General features: G+C 74.5%; 14 protein-coding genes. 3 read left to right on the forward strand and 11 right to left on the reverse strand.

From position 1 onward, the window contains the following. Positions 1-28: 28 nt before the first annotated feature. The 11 genes from RM555_RS07905 to htpG all read right to left on the reverse strand — a co-directional run bounded on the left by RM555_RS07905 (position 29) and on the right by htpG (position 12,287). Positions 29-802 carry an ABC transporter ATP-binding protein gene (locus RM555_RS07905; RefSeq protein ID WP_311411102.1) on the reverse strand — a complete coding sequence of 258 codons (774 nt, stop codon included), beginning with the start codon at positions 800-802 and terminating at the stop codon, positions 29-31. After that, positions 802-1,545, reverse strand: coding sequence for an ABC transporter ATP-binding protein (locus tag RM555_RS07910; RefSeq protein ID WP_311411103.1), 744 nt, complete (start codon positions 1,543-1,545; stop codon positions 802-804). Before RM555_RS07910 ends, RM555_RS07905 begins: the two co-directional genes overlap by 1 nt. Continuing rightward, positions 1,542-2,555, reverse strand: coding sequence for a branched-chain amino acid ABC transporter permease (locus tag RM555_RS07915; protein WP_311411104.1), 1,014 nt, complete (start codon positions 2,553-2,555; stop codon positions 1,542-1,544). The genes RM555_RS07910 and RM555_RS07915 overlap by 4 nt, the downstream gene beginning before the upstream one ends. Next, positions 2,552-3,445, reverse strand: a complete 894-nt coding sequence (locus RM555_RS07920; protein WP_311411105.1) for a branched-chain amino acid ABC transporter permease — start codon at positions 3,443-3,445, stop codon at positions 2,552-2,554. Before RM555_RS07920 ends, RM555_RS07915 begins: the two co-directional genes overlap by 4 nt. After that, on the reverse strand, positions 3,442-4,635 hold the full coding sequence (locus RM555_RS07925) for an ABC transporter substrate-binding protein (protein WP_311411106.1): 1,194 nt from the start codon (positions 4,633-4,635) through the stop codon (positions 3,442-3,444). The genes RM555_RS07920 and RM555_RS07925 overlap by 4 nt, the downstream gene beginning before the upstream one ends. A 47-nt stretch (positions 4,636-4,682) precedes the next feature. Continuing rightward, the gene (locus RM555_RS07930; RefSeq protein WP_091094994.1) at positions 4,683-5,087 is read right to left on the reverse strand and encodes a roadblock/LC7 domain-containing protein; all 405 of its coding nucleotides are present in this window, start codon (positions 5,085-5,087) and stop codon (positions 4,683-4,685) included. A gap of 17 nt (positions 5,088-5,104) precedes the next feature. Next, positions 5,105-7,579, reverse strand: coding sequence for a nitrate- and nitrite sensing domain-containing protein (locus RM555_RS07935; protein WP_311411107.1), 2,475 nt, complete (start codon positions 7,577-7,579; stop codon positions 5,105-5,107). Positions 7,580-7,757: 178 nt separating this feature from the next. Continuing rightward, on the reverse strand, positions 7,758-8,231 hold the full coding sequence (locus tag RM555_RS07940) for a helix-turn-helix transcriptional regulator (protein WP_311411108.1): 474 nt from the start codon (positions 8,229-8,231) through the stop codon (positions 7,758-7,760). 265 nt (positions 8,232-8,496) lie between these two features. After that, positions 8,497-9,768 (reverse strand): cytochrome P450, encoded by a 1,272-nt coding sequence (locus tag RM555_RS07945; protein WP_311411109.1) that lies wholly within the window; start codon positions 9,766-9,768, stop codon positions 8,497-8,499. A gap of 87 nt (positions 9,769-9,855) precedes the next feature. After that, entirely contained in the window at positions 9,856-9,990 is a 135-nt protein-coding gene (locus RM555_RS07950) for a hypothetical protein (RefSeq protein ID WP_311411110.1), read from the reverse strand. A gap of 383 nt (positions 9,991-10,373) precedes the next feature. After that, positions 10,374-12,287, reverse strand: a complete 1,914-nt coding sequence (gene htpG / locus RM555_RS07955; protein WP_311411111.1) for a molecular chaperone HtpG — start codon at positions 12,285-12,287, stop codon at positions 10,374-10,376. 205 nt (positions 12,288-12,492) lie between these two features. Between htpG and RM555_RS07960 the strand changes: the two genes are divergently transcribed. The 3 genes from RM555_RS07960 (at position 12,493) to RM555_RS07970 (ending at position 16,883) form a co-directional block, all read left to right on the forward strand. Then, positions 12,493-12,852 carry a hypothetical protein gene (locus tag RM555_RS07960; protein ID WP_132239768.1) on the forward strand — a complete coding sequence of 120 codons (360 nt, stop codon included), beginning with the start codon at positions 12,493-12,495 and terminating at the stop codon, positions 12,850-12,852. Then, on the forward strand, positions 12,839-13,861 hold the full coding sequence (locus tag RM555_RS07965; protein ID WP_311411112.1) for a T3SS (YopN, CesT) and YbjN peptide-binding chaperone 1: 1,023 nt from the start codon (positions 12,839-12,841) through the stop codon (positions 13,859-13,861). The genes RM555_RS07960 and RM555_RS07965 overlap by 14 nt, the downstream gene beginning before the upstream one ends. 184 nt (positions 13,862-14,045) lie before the next feature. Next, the gene (locus RM555_RS07970) at positions 14,046-16,883 is read left to right on the forward strand and encodes an ATP-binding protein (RefSeq protein WP_311411113.1); all 2,838 of its coding nucleotides are present in this window, start codon (positions 14,046-14,048) and stop codon (positions 16,881-16,883) included. The last annotated feature ends 715 nt before the right edge of the window (positions 16,884-17,598 follow it).

A 17,598-nucleotide genomic window follows, 5' to 3' on the forward strand; every position in this document is an offset into this window, starting at 1 on the left:
TCGCTCGTTCCTGTCGTAGGCGGTCGGGTCAGGTGCGCGGGACCGGCCCGGAACCGGGTACCGGTCGGGGAGCCGGCAGCTCCGCGACGGCGGCGACGCTGAGCATCGCCGCCAGGCGGCCCGGCTCGGCCCGGGCCTCGTCCGCCGGGCGGTCGTAGACCACCCGGCCGTACTCGAGCACCGCGATCCGGTCCGCGATCTCGACGGCGTGCTGGAGCTGCTGCTCGACGAGGAGCACGGCCAGCCCGGTCCTGGCCAGGGTGCCGACGAGGTCGCGTACCCGGGCGGCCAGGCCGGGGGCCAGCCCTTCGCACGGCTCGTCCAGCAGCAGCACCCGGGGCTGGCCGAGCAGGGCCCGGGCGATCGCCAGCATCTGCTGCTCGCCGCCGGAGAGCTGGTCGCCGCGATGGCGCAGCCGGGCCGCCAGCCGGGGCAGCAGCTCCAGGACCCGCGCGACGGTCCACCCCTCGCCCGTCGGCGTCGCGGCGCGCCACGGCACCGCCGCCAGGGCGAGGTGCTCGGCCACGGTCAACCGGGAGAAGACCCGCCGGCCCTGCGGGACGAGGCCGACCCCGCACCGGGCGATCCGGTGCGGCTGCCGGCCGGCGACGTGCACGCCGTCGACCTCGATCCGCCCCCCGCAGGGCCGCACCAGCCCGGCGACGGCGTGCACGAGGGTGCTCTTGCCGGCGCCGTTGCGGCCCACGACCGCCTGCACGGCGCCGGCCGCCACGTCGAGGGTGACCTCGTGCAGCACGATCCCGCCGGCGTAGCCGGCGCAGAGCCGCTCCGTCCGCAACATCACGACACCCCCTCCGCGTAGGCCTGCCGGACCGGACCGGAGGCGCGGATCTCGGCCGGCGTCCCGGTGGCGACCGTCCGGCCGTCCCGGAGCACGGTCACCTGGTCGCAGAGCGCGTACACCAGGTCCAGCCGGTGCTCGACCAGCAGCACCGCGACGGCGCGCGGCAGGGCCCGCAGGAACTCCACCAGCCGGCCGACCTCGACGGCGGACAGCCCGGCGGCCGGCTCGTCGAGCAGCAGCAGCCGCGGGCGACCGGCCAGGGCGATGGCGATCTCGAGTTGCCGCCGCTGCCCGTGGGCGAGCTGACCGGCGGGAGTCGCGCCGACGTCGCGCAGGCCCAGCCGTTCCAGCCACGCACCCGCCGTACGCTCGGCGGCGCACCGCCTCGCGCCGGGCCGCCACCGGCCGGGCCGCACCGCGTGGGGCAACGCGGCGACCACCACGTTCTCGGCGGCGGTCAGGCTCGACCACACGGCGGGACGCTGGTGGATCCGACCGATGCCCCGCCGGGCCCGGGCGCCGGGGCCGAGCCGGGTGACGTCCCGCCCGGCGAGGAGCACCCGGCCGCCGCCCGCCGGGGTCGCCCCGCCCAGCACGTCGAGCAGCGTGCTCTTGCCGGCGCCGTTGGGCCCGATCAGGGCGTGCCGCTGGCCGTGGTCGATCCGCAGGTCCACCCCGTCCAGCGCGGCCAGCGAGCCGTAGCGGACCGTGACGCCCCGGGCGGACAGCAGCGGCGTCATGCGCGTGCCCCCGTCGGCGCCGGCCGTTCCTCGGCCGGGGGGCCCGTCGGCAGTCCCGGCAGGAGCCGGCCCCGCACGCCCGCCGGCCGGTGCCCGTCGCGGGGCAGCAGGTGGACGGTGACGACGAACGCCACCCCCAGCACCAGGGGCGCGTGCCCGGGGAGCACGCCGAACAGCCAGTCCCGGCCGGCGATCACGATCGCTGCGCCGACCAGGGCGCCGCCCACGGACGCGACGCCGCCGACCACCACCCCGAGCAGCAGCAGGGCGGAGGTGTCGAAGCCGAAGTCGGCCGGCGAGATGAACTGCTGGGCGACCACCAGCAGGGAGCCCGCGGCGCCCGCGACCGCCCCCGCGGCCACGTGCACGGCCGCCACGTGGGCCGCCACCCGGTGGCCGCTGGCCCGCAGCCGCGCCTCGTCGTCCCGGCCGGCCCGCAGCAGCAGGCCGACCCGGGTGCGCAGGACCAGCAGCACCGCGCCGACCAGCACGGCGACGACCACCAGGGCGTACAGGTAGCGGGCCCGGTCGGTGGCCAGCACCGGCAGCCCCCACAGCGGACGCACCGGCGGCACCCCGGCGAGCCCGTCGGTGCCGCCGGTCACCGACCGCCAGCGCCCGACGACGGTCACCACGAGCTCGCCGATCGCCAGGGTGATCATCAGGACGATCACGCCGCGCGCGTACACCACGAGCGGGACGGTCGCCGCAGCCAGCGCCGCCCCGGCCGCCGCCGCGACGACCAGGTGCACCACCGCCACGTCGGAGAGCCGGCTGCCGACCACCGCGCTGGCGTACGCGCCCGCCGCGTAGGGCGCGGTCTGCCCCAGGGTGGGCAGCCCCGCCACGCCGGTGAGCAGCGCGACGCTCACCCCCACCAGGCCCAGCGCGAGGGTACGGGCCAGCAGCGCCACGGTGTAGTCGTCGACCGCCCACGGCGCCAGCACCAGGCCGGCCAGGACGAGCACGGCGACGCCGCGCCGCAGCGCGCGTACCGCCTCGTCCCTCACGACGTCCTCCGGGTCGTGGCCAGGCCCCGCGCCCGCACCGCGAGGACGGCGGCCATGGCGGCGAAGAGCAGGAACGGGGCGGCCGACGGGGCGAGCGCCACCCCGAGGGTCTGGATCTGCCCGACCGCCAGGGCCGCGAGCAGCGTGCCGGTCATCGACCCGAGCCCGCCGAGGACGACGACGACCAGCGACAGCAGCAGCACCGCGTCGGCGGTGTCCGGCCCCGGACCGATGATCGGCGCGCCGAGCACGCCCGCGGCGCCGGCCAGCGCCCCGGCGGCGGCGAGCACGCCGACGCGGATCCAGGCGGGGTTCACGCCGAGGGTGGATACCATCTCGGCGTCGTCGACGGCCGCGCGGACCAGCATCCCGGCCCGGGTGCGACGCACCGCGAGGTGGAGCAGGCCGGCGAGCACGGCCGCGACGACGATGAAGACCAGGCGGTACGCCGCGTAGCGGTGCCCGGCCACGACCACCGACCCGTCCAGCGCCGCCGGCACCCGCACCGGCGGGTCGTCCGGCCCGAACGCCGCCACGAGCAGGCTGCCCCCGGCCAGCGCCACCCCGAAGGTGAGCAGCGCCTGGGTGAGGTGGCTGCGCGCGGCGAGCCGGGTGAGCAGGCCGGCGACCAGCGCGCCGGCGGAGGTGGCGGCGACGGTCCCGACGGCCAGCGCCAGCACCAGGCTCGGCCAGCCGCCGTCCAGCAGCGCGGCGGCGGTGTACCCGCCGATCGCGTACAGGGTGCCGTGCGCCAGGTTCAGGATGCCGGCGACGCCGAAGCAGAGCACCAGTCCCGCCGCGGCGACGAAGACCAGCAGCCCGTAGGCCACCCCGTCCAGGGCCGGGACCAGGTACGGGTCGATCCGGATGTCGACCGCCACGCCGTTCACCCGCCGACGGTGGCGAGGTCACCCACGACGGTGTTGGACAGCGCCCGGCCGTCCTGGCGCACCTGGCGCAGGTACCACTTCTGCACGGGTGCGTGCGTGCTCGGCGAGAACTGCCAGGTGCCGCGCGGGCTGGCGATCTGGCCCAGCTGGGCGATGGCCGCGTTGATGCTCTCCGGGCTCGGGTCGTCCCCGGCCGCCTCGATGGCCCGGTCCAGGACGGCCGCGGCGTCGTAGGAGGCCATGGCGTACGTGGTCGGGGAGCCGTCGTTCTTCGCCTTCCAGGCGGCCACGAAGGCGCGGTTCTCGGCGTTGTCCAGGTCCGGCGAGTAGTTCAGCACCGAGTAGACGTCGCGGGCTGCCTCGCCCTGGGCGTCGAGCACCCCGCCCTCGGTCAGGAACCCGGCGGCGTAGAGCGGCAGGTCGCTGATCTCCGACTGCGCGTACTGCTTGACGAAGTCGACGGCCGCGCTACCGGCGTAGAACGTGTAGACGGCGTCCGCGCCGGAGGCCTTGATCCGGGCGAAGTACGGGGTGAAGTTGGTGGTCGTCGGGAACGGGGTGAAGGTGGTCTTGCCGTCGGGGTTGGCGAGCCTGCCGCCCTCCTTGACGAAGGCGTCGGTGAAGCCGCGCAGTTCGTCCCAGCCGCCCTGGTAGTCCGGGCCGATGGCGTAGACGCTGCCGTCGACGTTGTCGCGCACGTGCCGGGCGATCGCCTCCCCCGGCTCGTCGGAGAGGTACGAGGTGTGCCAGATCCGGGACACGTCCTTGAGTTCCGGGCGACCGTTCGAGCCGACGAACGGCACCTTCGTCTCGTTGAGCAACGGATAGACGGCGGCCACCGAGCCACCGCCGACGATCCCGGTGAGCGCGGCCACCCGGTCCTGCTTGAGCAGTTTCGTCGCGGCGGGCACCGCGGTCGCGGCGCCGTTGCCCTCGTCGGCGACGACGAGTTCCACCTGCCGCCCGCCGAGCCTGCCGTCGTGGGTGGCCAGGTAGAGCTCGAAGCCGGCGCGGATCTCCTTGCCGACCGCCTGGTAGGTGCCGGACAGCGACGCCAGCAGGCCGATCTTGATCGATCCGGCGGCGCCGGCGCCCCGCCCGCCGTCGGCACAGGCGGTCGCGGCGAACAGGACGAGGGCGAGCAGGGCCGCGGTGCGGGCACGGCTGCGCCGGGGGATGGTCAGCGACATGTCTTCTCCAGGAGGGATGGGGGTTCCGGCGTGGGGTGCCGGGGGTGTCAGCGGCTGCGGCTCAGTGCCGCCCGCGCCGCCGGGGTCAGCGCGTCGCCGATGCGGTTCGCCAGCTCGGTCATCTCGTAGGAGACCTTGCCGACGTCGCACTGCGGGTCGGCGAGCACGAGCAGGGACGCGCCGTCGTTGAAGGCCATCGAGAACATGAAGCCGCCCTCGAGCTGGGTCACGTTGGAGATCACCGCGCCGGCGTCGAAGAAGGCCGCCGCGCCGCGGAGCAGGCTCACCAGCCCGCTGCCGGTCGCCGCGAGCTGGTCCGCCCGGTCCGGCGGGAGGCCCCTCGTGGCGGCCACCATCAGGCCGTCGCTGGAGATCGCGATCGCATGGCTGACCTCGGTGGCGCGCTCGGCGAAGGCGTCCAGCAGCCAGCCGAGATCCTGTTGGTCGGTCACGTGCTCTCCCTGTCGGGTCAGTTGGTGATCAGGTTGGTCCGGCGGCCCGCGACGCCCCGCGCGTACGCGGCCATCGCGGTGGCCACCTGGGTCGGGTCGCGGTGCGCGGAGCGCTGCTGCGGCACGGTGACGCCGCCCGGGACGAGGTGCTGTCGCGGCTGACGCCGTGGCAGGCCGGACGTGGTGGTGGCGACGACCTCGGGCGCGTCGGCCCGGGCAGCGGTCCGCCAGGCCTCGTCGGCGGGGCTGGCCCACGGCCCCGCGTTCGTGGCGTCGTCGTGGCCGGCCTGGAACCAGTGGTTGACCTCCTCGAAGATGACGAGTTCCTGGGTGGGCTCGTCACCTGCGCCGGCCGGCGCCGGTGCGGGCCGGAAGACCGGCGCCACCGGCAGCGCCCGCTCGGGCGCCGGCCCGCCCGCCCACGGCTGCGCCTCGCTCCCGGCCCACGGCTGCGGGGCCGTGGCGTACGCCGGCGGCGCGAGGGTGGTCCGCGCCGCGCGCCGCGACGTCCTGCCGGGCGCGAGCAGGAACTCCTCCGGCGGCAGCGGTCGGATGATCGCCCCCGGGAACGCCGCCTCGGCGATGGTGCCGCGCCGGGGGCCCGGACGGAGCTGGACGGCCGCGCCCAGCCGGGCGGCGAGCTGTCCCACCACGACCAGCCCCATCGCCCGTACGGCCGCGACGTCGATGGCGGGCGGGCGGGCCAGCAGGTCGTTGAGCTGTTGCCGACGCTGCGGGGACAGCCCCACACCCTCGTCGCTGACCTGCACGATCACCCGGTCGCCGAGGCTGCGGCCGGTCACCCACGCCTCGGTGCCCGGCGCGGAGTAGCCGGTGGCGTTGTCCATCAGCTCGGCCAGCAGGTGCACGACCTCGTCGACGGCGTCGGCCGCGACGGCGACGTCGCCGTCGACCATGCCGAGGCGGATCCTGGCGTAGTGCTCGATCTGGCTCTGCGCGGCCTGGAGCACCTGTTGCAGGGGCACGTCGTGCTGGCGTACCCGCCCGACCCCCACCCCGCCCAGCACCAGCAGGCTGGCGTTGATCCGTCCCATCCGGGTGGCCAGGTTGTCCAGCGTGTAGAGCTGGTCCAGCCGTTCGGGGTCGGTCTCGTCCCGTTCGACCTTGTCGACCTGCGCCAGCACCGCGTCGACCAGCCGCTGCTCCCGGCGACTGAGGTGGATGAAGATGTCGGCCGTGTTGGCCCGCATGACCGCCTGCTCGGCCGCCGTACGCACGGCCGCCCGGTGCACGGCCGCGAACGCCTCCCCCAGCTCGCCGATCTCGTCGCCGCGCGACGGCTCCAGGGCCTCCGCGGACTGTTGGCGGGCCAGCTCGTCCGGGTCGACCGACGAGCTGTCCGGTTGCTGGAGCCGGGCCACCACCTGCGGCAGCCGTTCGAAGGCGACGGCGTTCGCGGCGTCCCGTAGCCGGCGCAGGCGCCGCGTGATCTGCCGGGCCACCGCCCAGGTGACCAGCGCGGTGAGCAGCAGGGCCACGGCCACGGCAGCCGCCTCGAATGCCGTGCGCCGCCGCTGGTCGGCGTGGGCGGACCGGATGTCGTCGAGCACCGCCGCGTCGACCCGTTGACGCAGCTCGGCCAGGCGGACGGACCACTGCTGGGTCGCGGCGACCCAGGCGCCGGGGTCCAGCCGCAACCGGCTTCCCGCCCGGGTCCTCGACACCTCGTCCTGCAGCCGTTGCAGCAGCAGGGCGTCCTGGCCGCTGCCCGCCTGCTCCCACCAGCCCCGCCAGGCGGGCCGGGCGAGGGCCAGGAAGGACAGGCTGGACTCGGTGAAGCCGGACCGGGCGGCGGTGATGTCCTGCTGCATGGCGGGGGTCAACTGGTCGGCCGCCACCGCGCGCAGGACGGCTACCTGCTGCTGGCCGGCCGCCTCGGCCGCCTTGGACAGCGCCGCCGAGGCCCGCATGCCGTCCGTGATCCGGGCGTTGACCGCGCCGAGGGTGACGCTCTCCCGAAGGCTGAGCAGGTCGGCGATCACGATCCGGTAGCTGAAGGTCATCGCCGACACCGAGGCGTGCGCCGCCGTACGCACCTGGGCGCGCAGCGGCGCCAGGCCCTCCAGCGCCAGGTCGATCCGTTGGAGCGCGGTCTGCCCGGCGGCGGGGCCGGGAGGCACAAGGGCCCGCTGCCGGCGGTAGCGGGCGACGGCGTCGTCGGTGCTCCCGGTGGCGTCCGCGAAGGCCTCCTGCTGCTCGGCCGCGCCCCGGCTGAGCAGGTCGGCGGCGACGACGCGCTCGCGTTGCAGCCGGTGGGCCAGGTCGCCCGCGTCGGCGCCGAGGTGTGCCAGGAGTCCGAGATCGCTCGCGCGGGTCGTCTGGCGGACGCTCTCGGTCAGGGCGAGGCCGGCGAATCCCATCACGGCGACCAGCGGGGCCGCCACGATGAGGCGCATCCGGGTGCCGATCTTCCAGCCGCGGCGGCCGGTCGGGTAGGGTCGGGCCGCGTGGGACCTCGTGCTCGACGCCAAGACTGACTCCCGCGACTCATCCAAGACGGCCAATGCGCACCTTGCCGTTTGCACGTCTCATTCCGCCGGACCGAGCGCCCGCAGAGAAGACCTGACGGTGGTACAAACGGCCCGTACCGGCATCTGTACCCAGCGTCAGCAGCGCCCGTCCCGCCTCGCGACTCCGATCCCGCGCAGGTCAGGAGCGCCCGGGCCGCCCGCCTGACGGCTGCGGCGGGAGGTCGGCCTCCGGCGGCCCACCGAGCACCTGGCCGATCAGCTCCCGCAGCTCGTCGATCGCCGCCACGACCGCCTCCGGGTCGCGCGCGTCCCGCCGCGCGGCCGGCGGCGCGGGGGCCGGGTCGGGCCCTGCCACCGTTCCGAACCGGGGACCGCGGCGGCCGTCCGCCGCCAACTGCTCCGCCGCGACCTGCGGCCACAGCGCCGCCAGGCAACCGCCGGTGCCGAGCACCTCGTCGCAGCGGACGGCGAACTCGTGGCTGCCGTACCGGCGACCGGACTCGACCGCGGCGACCGTCTCGCGGCTGAACCGCACCCGCTCCGCGAGCGCCCGCTGGGTCAACCCCTGACGGGTGCGCCAGGTGCGCAGTTCGGAGCGGAACCGGTGGATGGCACCGGAGCGGAGGGCGCTCGACGGGGGCGTGCGATCCATGTGTTCACCTTCGCGACGCCGACCGGCCGGCATCGGCATCGGCGTCAATAGACATTGGGCGATGAATGGGCATTCGCAGGGGACAATTCTTAACCCATCGGTCGACGGGTGTGAAGACGTGACTTCGGAGCGTAGTCGCCTGCCGGGGGCCGCCGGCCGGGCCGCGGCGACCCCACGGGTCCGCGCGCAGCCGGTCGGACGCCGCACGGCACGCTCCGACGCACCCGCCCGCAGAACAGGACCGGCGCCGCCACGAGACGGCTGGTCACCCGGCGACGGGCGCCGCCGGAGCACCGGACGGCACCGTCGTGTCGAGGACCACCGGCAGGCTCCGGTGCGCGCGGAAGGCGATGTTGACCTTGTACGAGCGGCGGTGGCCGGGGGCCAGGCGCAGTCCGGGAACCGCTCGGCAGAGCCGGGTCAGCGCCATTTCCGCCTCCAGCCGGGCCAGCGCCGCGCCGATACAGAAGTGCGGCCCGTGCCCGAACGACAGGTGCCCGTCCCTGTCGGACCGGTGCGGATCGAATTGTTCCGGCCGGGCGAACACCGCCGGATCCCGGTTGGCGGCGCCGATCAGCAGCAGGCAGCGCTCACCCGCCGGAATGGTGACGCCGTCCAGGGTGACGGGTCGGCGGGTCACCCGCAGCCAACCGTCGATGGCGGGCGCGAAACGCAGCGTCTCGGTCAGGAACGCGGGTATCCGGCGCGGGTCCTCGCCGAGTTCCCGCCACCGGCCCGGGCCCGACAGCGCCTGGTCGAGCGCGTGGGCGAGCAGCCCGGCCGTGGTCTCGTGCCCGGCGACCAGGAGGTTGAACACGATGCTCGACACCTCGGCCACCGTGAGCACCTCGTCGTCGCCGTCGCGGTACGCCAGCAGTTGGCTGACGTAGTCGTCGCCGTGCCGGCCACCGCCGAGTCGGGCGCCGACCAACCGCTCGCAGTAGCGCCAGAACTCCCACAGGTCCCGGGCCAGCCGGACCTGCTCGGCCGGGTCCGGCTGCCCCCAGAGCAACGCGATCTGGCCGTCCCCCCAGGCCCTGACCCGCCCGACGTCCTCCTCCGGTACGCCGAGGATGTCGAGCAGGACCAGCAGGGGCAGTTCGGTGGTGAACTCGCCGACGAGGTCCGCCCGCCCGTCGGCGCGGTCGACGAGCCGGGACACCAGTTCGTCGACCCGGCGCTGGACGATCGCGCCGTACCGGCGCTCGACGCGTTCGGCGGTGTTGGCGAAGGTCACCCGCAGGGCCCGACGGGTCCGGGGGTGCACCGGGGGGTCCGCGGCGGCGGTGGTGGGCGGCGCGTCGATGCGGGCGATGAACTCCATCGCCTCGGGGCAGACGTCGTAGATCGGAGCGAGGGTGAGTGCGTTGCCGAAGGCCTCCGCGTCACCCAGCGCGCGGCGCACGTCGGCGTGCCGGGTGATCAGCCACAGCCCCAGGTCCGGGTCGTGGCGCACCCCCTCGGGCTCGTCGAGGAGCCGCCGCCACACCTGCGCCGGGTCGGTCAGATATGCCCCCGCGAACGGATCCAATCGCATGACCGCCTCCTCGAGCGCCATGGCCACGAACGGAATTGCCGAACGACTCCCGGGGCTCCGGTTACCGCCGCACGCTTCACGGTGCGCTCATTCCGAGAGCAAGTCAATATCGGCGTTCTTCAATGCGCCGATGCGCAATTTCCACGCCTTCGGCCGCGCGTGCACCACGCCGTCCTGCAAGTTGCGGGATGTTCCTTGCCCGCTGGTGGCGACGTTGAACACGGTAGCCGACGCGGCGGCCGGCAGCGGGGACTCCCTCGCGACACGGCCCCGCGTGTCCCGCACGGCCGGGCGGAATGGCGGTGCGACATCGACCGAGGATCAGGCCGTGAAAGGCCGGCGTTCGTACGCGCACCGGGAACACGATTCACGACACGTTCCGTGAACGGCCGACCGATTACCCGCAGGAGTTTTCCGGGCAGGAGCGCGCAGATTCCGGCGGACGGTTCGGGTCCATGCGGGCGGCGCGACGCGGGCGGCGGGGGCGCCGAGCAGGACGACGCGCGGGGCGGCCCACCCCGGCGGTCCGGGGGACGGCCCGGTGTGGGAGCCGACCGGTCACGGGCCGGCTGGCGGCACCCCCGCCGGCCGGCCCGTGCGTGCGGCTAGAGGGTCCGGGCGAGCCGGTCGGCGAGCACGCGGGTGAACCGGGACGGGTCGGCCAGTTCCCCGCCCTCGGCGAGCAGCGCCAGGCCGTGGAGCAGCTCGGCGGTCTCCTTCAGCGACTCCTCCGTGCCGCCCTGCTCGTGCGCCTTGCGCAGGCCGGTGACCAGCGGGTGCCCGGGGTTGAGCTCCAGGATCCGCTTGACCGTCGGCACCTCGTGCCCCATCGCCCGGTACATCTTCTCCAGCGTCGGGGTGATGTCGTGGGCGTCGCCGACGACGCAGGCGGGCGAGGTGGTCAGCCGGGAGGAGAGGCGGACCTCCTTGACGGAGTCGGCGAGGGTGGCGCCCATCCAGGTGAGCAGGTCGGCGAAGTCCTTGCGCTGCTGCTCGCGCTCGGCCTCGGCCTCCTTCTTCTCCTCCTCGGTGTCCAGGTCCACCTGGCCCTTGGCGATGGAGCGCAGCGTCCGGCCGTCGTACTGGCCGACGCGCTCGATCCACACCTCGTCGACCGGGTCGGTGAGCAGCAGCACCTCGTAGCCCTTGGCGCGGAACGCCTCCATGTGCGGCGAGTTCTCGATCATCGTGCGCGAGTCGCCGGTGGCGTAGTAGATGTCGCTCTGCCCGTCCTTCATCCGGCCGACGTAGCCGGCGAGGTCGGTGGGCTCGGCCGGATCGTGGGTGGAGGCGACCGACAGGATCTCCAGGAGCGTGTCCCGGTTCTCCGTGTCGTCGATCAGGCCCTCCTTGACGGCGGCCCCGAACTCCGTCCAGAAGGTCCGGTAACGCTCGGCGTGGTTGGCCTTCATGTCCTTGACGGTGGACAGGATCTTCTTGACCAGCCGGCGGCGGACGACCTGGATCTGCCGGTCCTGCTGGAGGATCTCCCGGGAGATGTTCAGCGACAGGTCGTGCGCGTCCACGACGCCCTTGACGAAGCGCAGGTAGTTTGGCATGAGCGCTTCGCAGTCGTCCATGATGAAGACGCGCTTGACGTAGAGCTGCACGCCGCGGCGGCCCTGCGGGGCGAACAGGTCCAGCGGCGCGTGCGACGGGATGAACAGCAGGGCCTCGTACTCGAAGGTGCCCTCGCCCCGCATGTGCACGATGTCCAGCGGGTCGGCCCAGTCGTGGCTGACGTGCTTGTAGAACTCCTTGTACTCGGCCTCGTCGACCTCGTCGCGGGAGCGGGCCCAGAGCGCCTTCATCGAGTTGAGCGTCTGGGTCTCGGTGCTGGTCTCGTCGCCCTCGCCGGGGCGCTCGACGGTCATCCGGATCGGCCAGGCGATGAAGTCCGAGTACCGCTTGACGATCTCGCGGATCGTCCAATCGGCGGTGTAGTCGTGCAGGTTGTCCTCGTCGTCGGCCGGCTTGAGGTGCAGGGTCACCGACGTGCCCTGCGGCGTCTCCTCGACCGACTCGACGGAGTACGTGCCCTCACCGGCCGACTCCCACCGGGTGCCGCCGCTCTCCCCCGCCCGGCGGGTCACCAGCTCCACCCGGTCGGCGACCATGAACGCCGCGTAGAAGCCCACGCCGAACTGGCCGATCAGCTCCTGCCGCGCCCCGGCGTCGGAGGATTCGCGCAGCTTGCGCAGCAGCTCGGCTGTCCCGGACTTGGCGATCGTGCCGATCACCTGCACGACCTCGTCGCGGGACATGCCGATGCCGTTGTCCCGGACGGTCAGCGTGCGCGCCGCCTTGTCGACCTCGATCTCGATGTGCAGGTCGGAGGTGTCGACCTCCAGCTCCTTGTCGACCATCGACGCCAGGCGCAGCTTGTCCAGCGCGTCCGAGGCGTTCGAGATCAGTTCACGCAGGAAGACGTCCTTGTTCGAATAGATCGAGTGGACCATCAGCTGGAGCAGCTGACGCGCCTCGGCCTGGAACTCCAACGTCTCGGCCCGGTTGCTCACACCGTGTCCTTTCATCCTCGAAAGCCCACTGAAGGTTCGCGGAAAGGATACGAGCCGTCGCCGACGGCGAGACGACGGGACCGCGGAACGTCGGCTGGCGTCGCGTTGCCCCCGCGCCCTACCGTCGCAGTTGGCGTCGACGTGGCCGCCGGAGAAGCCGAGGGCTGGTGCGCCCGCCGCGGCGGGCGGTCAGTACGGTAGGGATGTGTCTCTATGGATGGCCGCGATGTGGGGACTGGTCGGCAGCGCGGTGGCCGAGGCGCTGAACCTCTCCGGGATGATGCGCCCGACCAGCGAGTCCGGGGGCCGGTGGCAGTGGCCGTGGCGGGACCGGCGGGACGCCCCGATCGTCGTGTTCGCGGTGCTGCTCAGGACCGTGGCCGGCACCGGCCTCGCCGCCGCGGCCGGGGCGGGTGGCCTGGCCACCACGGCCTTCGCCAGCTTCACCTTCGGGGTCGCGGCGCCACTGGTGATCGCCAAGATGTTCGACCAGGTCCGGGTGACGGAACGACCGGCCGACAGCGGCCGGGACGGCACGGGCGGCGAGCACGATGACGCCGCGTGAGAACCTGCTCGGCAGGTTCGTCGCCGCGCTGGCCGCCCGCCCGGCCACCACCGCCACGGCCGTTCCCGTAACGGCCCGGACGCGGCTCGCCGCCGCGCTGGCCGCCCGGCCGGTCGCCGCCCGCAGCGCCGGCCCGCTCCCCGACGCCGAGGACGACGACGGAGGGAAGCTGACCCACCAGGTCCGGGCTGTGCTCGCCGGCCTCCTCGGCGTCACCACGGACCAGTTGCGCGTCGACGCCGACGGCGACGTCGGCATCCGCGCCGGCTCGGCCATGATCTTCGTACGGGCGCAGGACGACCCGCCGCTGGTCGACGTGTTCTCTCCGCTGCTCACCGGCGTCGACCCGACCGAGTCCCTGTACCGGCGGCTCTCCGACCTCACCAACGGGCTCGTGGTCGGGCGCGTCTACTGCACCGGCGACACGGTCTGGGCGTCCATCCCCGTCTTCGGGCAGGACTTCGCGCCCACCCATCTGCTGCTGGCCCTGCGGGCCATGATCGCGCTCGCCGACGACCTCGACGACCAGCTCCGGCGGGAGTTCGGCGGCAGCCGCTTCTTCGGCCCGGAGTCCGCCGGGCTGGTGGCGGTGCCCGACCCGACCGGCTACCTGCGCGATCTCGACCGGGCCGGCGCGAACGGGGCGGGCAGCGTCCTGGTCGACCTGTTGGCGGACCGGGGGCGGACGGAGGAGCTGCGGATCCGTGCCGAGCACGGCGACTGGCACGCCGCCGCCCGGCTCGCCGCGCTGCTCGCCGGGGAGGGCCGCACCGACGAGGCCGAACGGTACTGGCGGATCGCCGCCGAGCAGGGCGATCCGCGCGCCCGCGACGAACTGGCCGTGCTGTTGGCCGCCCGGGGCCGGCACGACGAGGCGGTCGGCCTGCTGCGGCAGGCGGTCGACGGCGGCGACTGGCGGCACCTGCCGCTGCTGCTCACGCTGCTCACCGAAGGCGGCCTGGTCGACGAGGCGGTCGAGCTGCTGCGCCGCCGGGCGGCCGAGGGCTGACCCCGCCCCGCCCCTGCCGACCCAATCTGCCGGGTCGAGGTGTGGAGATGCGCAGGCCTGGGTACAGACACGCGCTGGGGTGCCGGCGGACGTGCAGCTGAAGCTGGGTGCCAGGATGTGCGGGTAACACCAGCAAGGGTCGTCGGGGCCCGGAAGTGAGGGCTGCGATGAGGTGCGACCGAGGGTGACACGGCCCACGGGGGACCTGTTCGCCGACGGCGGTGGGACCGGGCGGCTGATGGCGCGCCTCGACTGGGCCGCCACCCCGCTCGGCCCGGTCGACGGCTGGCCGCAGAGCCTGCGCGCCGCCGTCCGGATGGTCCTCTCCTCCCGCTACCCGATGCTGCTGCTATGGGGGGACCGCTTCACCCAGCTGTACAACGACGCGTACTCCGCCCTGATCGGCGACAAACACCCCGACGCGCTCGGCGGCGACGTGCGGGTCACCCTGGCCGAGGGCTGGGACGTGCTGGGCCCCCTGATCGACGAGGCGATGGCGACCGGGGTCGCCAGCTGGGTGCCGGCCCTGCGACTGCTGCTCGACCGCGCCGGCTACCGCGAGGAGGCGTACTTCAGCGTCTCGCACGCCCCTGCCCGCGACGACGAGGGACGCACGGTGGGGGTGCTCACCGTGTGCAGCGAGGTCACCGAGCAGGTCGTCGGTGAGCGCCGGCTGCGCCTGCTGCGTGACCTGTCCGTCGGCGGCGGCGGGCGTACCGTCGACGTGGAGAGCACCTGCGCCCGGCTCGCCGAGGCCATCGGCGGGCACCCGCTGGACGTCCCCTTCGCCGCGATCTACCTGCGCGAGGACGCGCTGCTGCGCCGCGCCGCCCACGTCGGCGGGGAGCCCGTGGCCGCGGCCCTGCCCGCCACGCTGCCGGCGGGCGAGGAGCACGAGTGGGGGCTGGCGGCCGCTGCCGGCGGCACGACGACCGACGTGGCCGGCGTCGAGCGGCGACTCGCCCTGCCCGCCGGGCCGTGGGGCGACCCGGTCGGCACCGCCCGCGCCCTGCCACTGCCGTCCGCCGAGGCGGGCCAGCCCCTCGGGGTGCTGCTGCTCGGGGTCAGCCCGAGCCGGGGGCTGGACGAGGCGTACCGGTCGTTCCACGCGCTGCTGGCCCAGCAGGTGGCCGTCGCCGTACGCAACGCGCAGGCGTACGAGGAGGAGCGCCGGCGGGCCGAGGCGCTCGCCGAGCTGGACCGGGTCAAGACCGGCTTCTTCACCAACGTCAGCCACGAGTTCCGGACCCCGCTGACGCTGATGCTCGGCCCGCTGGCCGACGCCCTCAACGACAACGAGCATCCCCTGCCAACGACGCAGCGGGAACGGGTCGACACCGCCTGGCGCAACGCCACCCGGCTGCTCACCCTCGTCAACAGCCTGCTCACCTTCTCCAGCCTCGAGGCCGGGCAGGCACACAGCCAGGCTCGCGAGGTCGACCTGGCCGGGCTCACCACCGAGCTGGCGAGCGTCTTCCGGGCAGCCGTCGAACGCGCCGGGCTGCGCCTGGAGGTCGATTGCCCGCCACTGCCCCGCGCGGTCTCCGTCGACCCGGTCAACTGGGAACGCATCGTCACCAACCTGCTGTCGAACGCGCTGAAGTACACCTTCGTCGGCCAGATCCGGGTCGGGCTGACCGCCGACGACGACGGGGTACGACTGACCGTCGCCGACACGGGCATCGGTATCGCCGAGGAGGATCTGCCCCGGCTCTTCGAACGCTTCCACCGGGTGCAGGGCACCCGGTCGCGCAGCCACGAGGGCACCGGGATCGGGCTCGCCCTGGTCCGCGAGCTGGCCCGCCTCGAAGGCGGCGACGTGCGGGTGGACAGCCGGATCGGGACGGGAACGACGTTCACCGTGGCGCTGCCCTGGTCCGCTGCGGGGCGGCGCGCCGGTCCGGCCACGGACCTGGCCGGGGCCGGGGACGCGGCCCGGGCCGCCGTCCAGGAGGCGGTCGGCTGGCTGGCCGACCCCGCGCAGGCGGGGGCGTCCGCGCCGGCCGGGCCGCCGGTGCCGGCGTACGGTGCCGCGGACGCACTGCGGCACGCGCGGATCCTCGTCGCCGACGACAACGCCGACATGCGCGCGTACCTGGCCCGGTTGCTGGGCGAGCAGGGCTGGCGGGTGGAAACGGTCGGCGACGGCCGGCAGGCCCTGGAGGCGATCCGCCGGGAACCGCCCGACCTGGTGCTCACCGACGTGATGATGCCCGGGATCGACGGCTTCGAGCTGCTCCGTCGGCTGCGCGGGCAGTCCGGCACCCGCACGCTGCCGGTGGTGGTGCTCTCGGCGCGCGCCGGCGGCGACGCCAGCGTGGAGGGGCTCGACCTGGGTGCCGACGACTACGTCGTCAAGCCCTTCGCCGCCGCCGAGCTGCTCGCCCGGGTCCGGTCCGCCCTGCACGGCGCCCGCACCCGGCGGCACCACCGGGACGACGCGGGCGGCCCCGGCGACACGGCACGTGGGGCGGACGGCCCCGCCCCGGCCAGGGCACCGACCTCGGGTGGCGGTCCCGTGGACGTGGGTGGCGGTCCGGTGAGCGGCCCGCCTGCCGCGCCGGGCGTCGATCCGTCGGTCGACGGGAACGGGGAGCACGCCCACAACGGGGGCCGGCGGCCGGCTCCCGAGCAGCCGGCCGCGCTGGACACGGGCTGGACGTACCCCTCACAGCCCACCTCCGCCGCCGCGATGCGCCGGGACGTGCGGGCCTCGCTGGAGGACCTGGACGTCGATCCGGACACCGTGGCCGACCTCCTGCTGGCCGCCTCCGAGGCGGTCAACAACGCCGTCGAGCACGCCCAACGCCCCACCCGCCCCGAGGTGCGGGTGCGACTGCGGGTGGCTGACGGCACGGTACGGATCTCGGTGCGCGACTTCGGCACCTGGCGGGACCGTCGTCCGGCCATGGACCGGGGGCGGGGTGCCACGCTGATGAACGCGTACGGCGACGTGCGACTGGTCTCCACCGCCGAAGGCACCACCGTCACCATCGAACGTCGCCTGCCGCCCACCGCCTGACCCCGCACGGTCGGGACCTCTCGCGCCTGCCGTCACCGCGTCGGCCCATGCGGCGTATGTCCCGTTTGCGTACCCTGCGACGGGGCCCATCCGGACGCCGGGCTTGAACCGGACGCCCCGCGCGCGCGGACGCTTCAACGGCGGCTGCGGAGACCTTGGCAGATTCGGCCCGTGGCGGGGCCCCTTCCTCCCAAGATCGGTTAGTGGCCGGCGGGAGGCGCAGCGGACGGATCCGAGAGCAGGGACGCCGGCGACCCGGTCACCGGTGGAACACCATAGGTGTCTCGCGGCCCCGGTGACACCCATGGTGTTCCACCGTGCCCCCGGACGGCGGCGGAGGTGGGCGTCACGGGTCGGGTGGGCATGGGCCGGGGTGCCGGCCCGGTGGTCGTTCGCTGGCCTCGTGGTCGGCGGAATGCGGGCCGGGCCGGGGTGGTTACATCCCCCGGACCACCGAGTACCTCCGCCCGACCCGGGCGCCGGGCCGGCGGAATGACCGGCCGCCCACGGTGGTTACATCCCCGGGGCCACCGAGCAGGCGACCGCCGCACCCGGACGGGCCCGCGAGACGTGGAATGTGTGGCCGGCCCGACCGGTTGCATCCCCCGGGACGAGCCCGGCCGGCCCCGCCGGCCGCAGGCCCCCGAAGATCTCGACCTTTCCTCAACCGTGGCGCACCCACCCCCCTCTGGTGTGTCGCGTGCCCCCGATCGAA

Origin of the sequence: Micromonospora reichwaldensis, assembly GCF_031845925.1 — a bacterium.
GTDB lineage: Bacteria > Actinomycetota > Actinomycetes > Mycobacteriales > Micromonosporaceae > Micromonospora > Micromonospora reichwaldensis.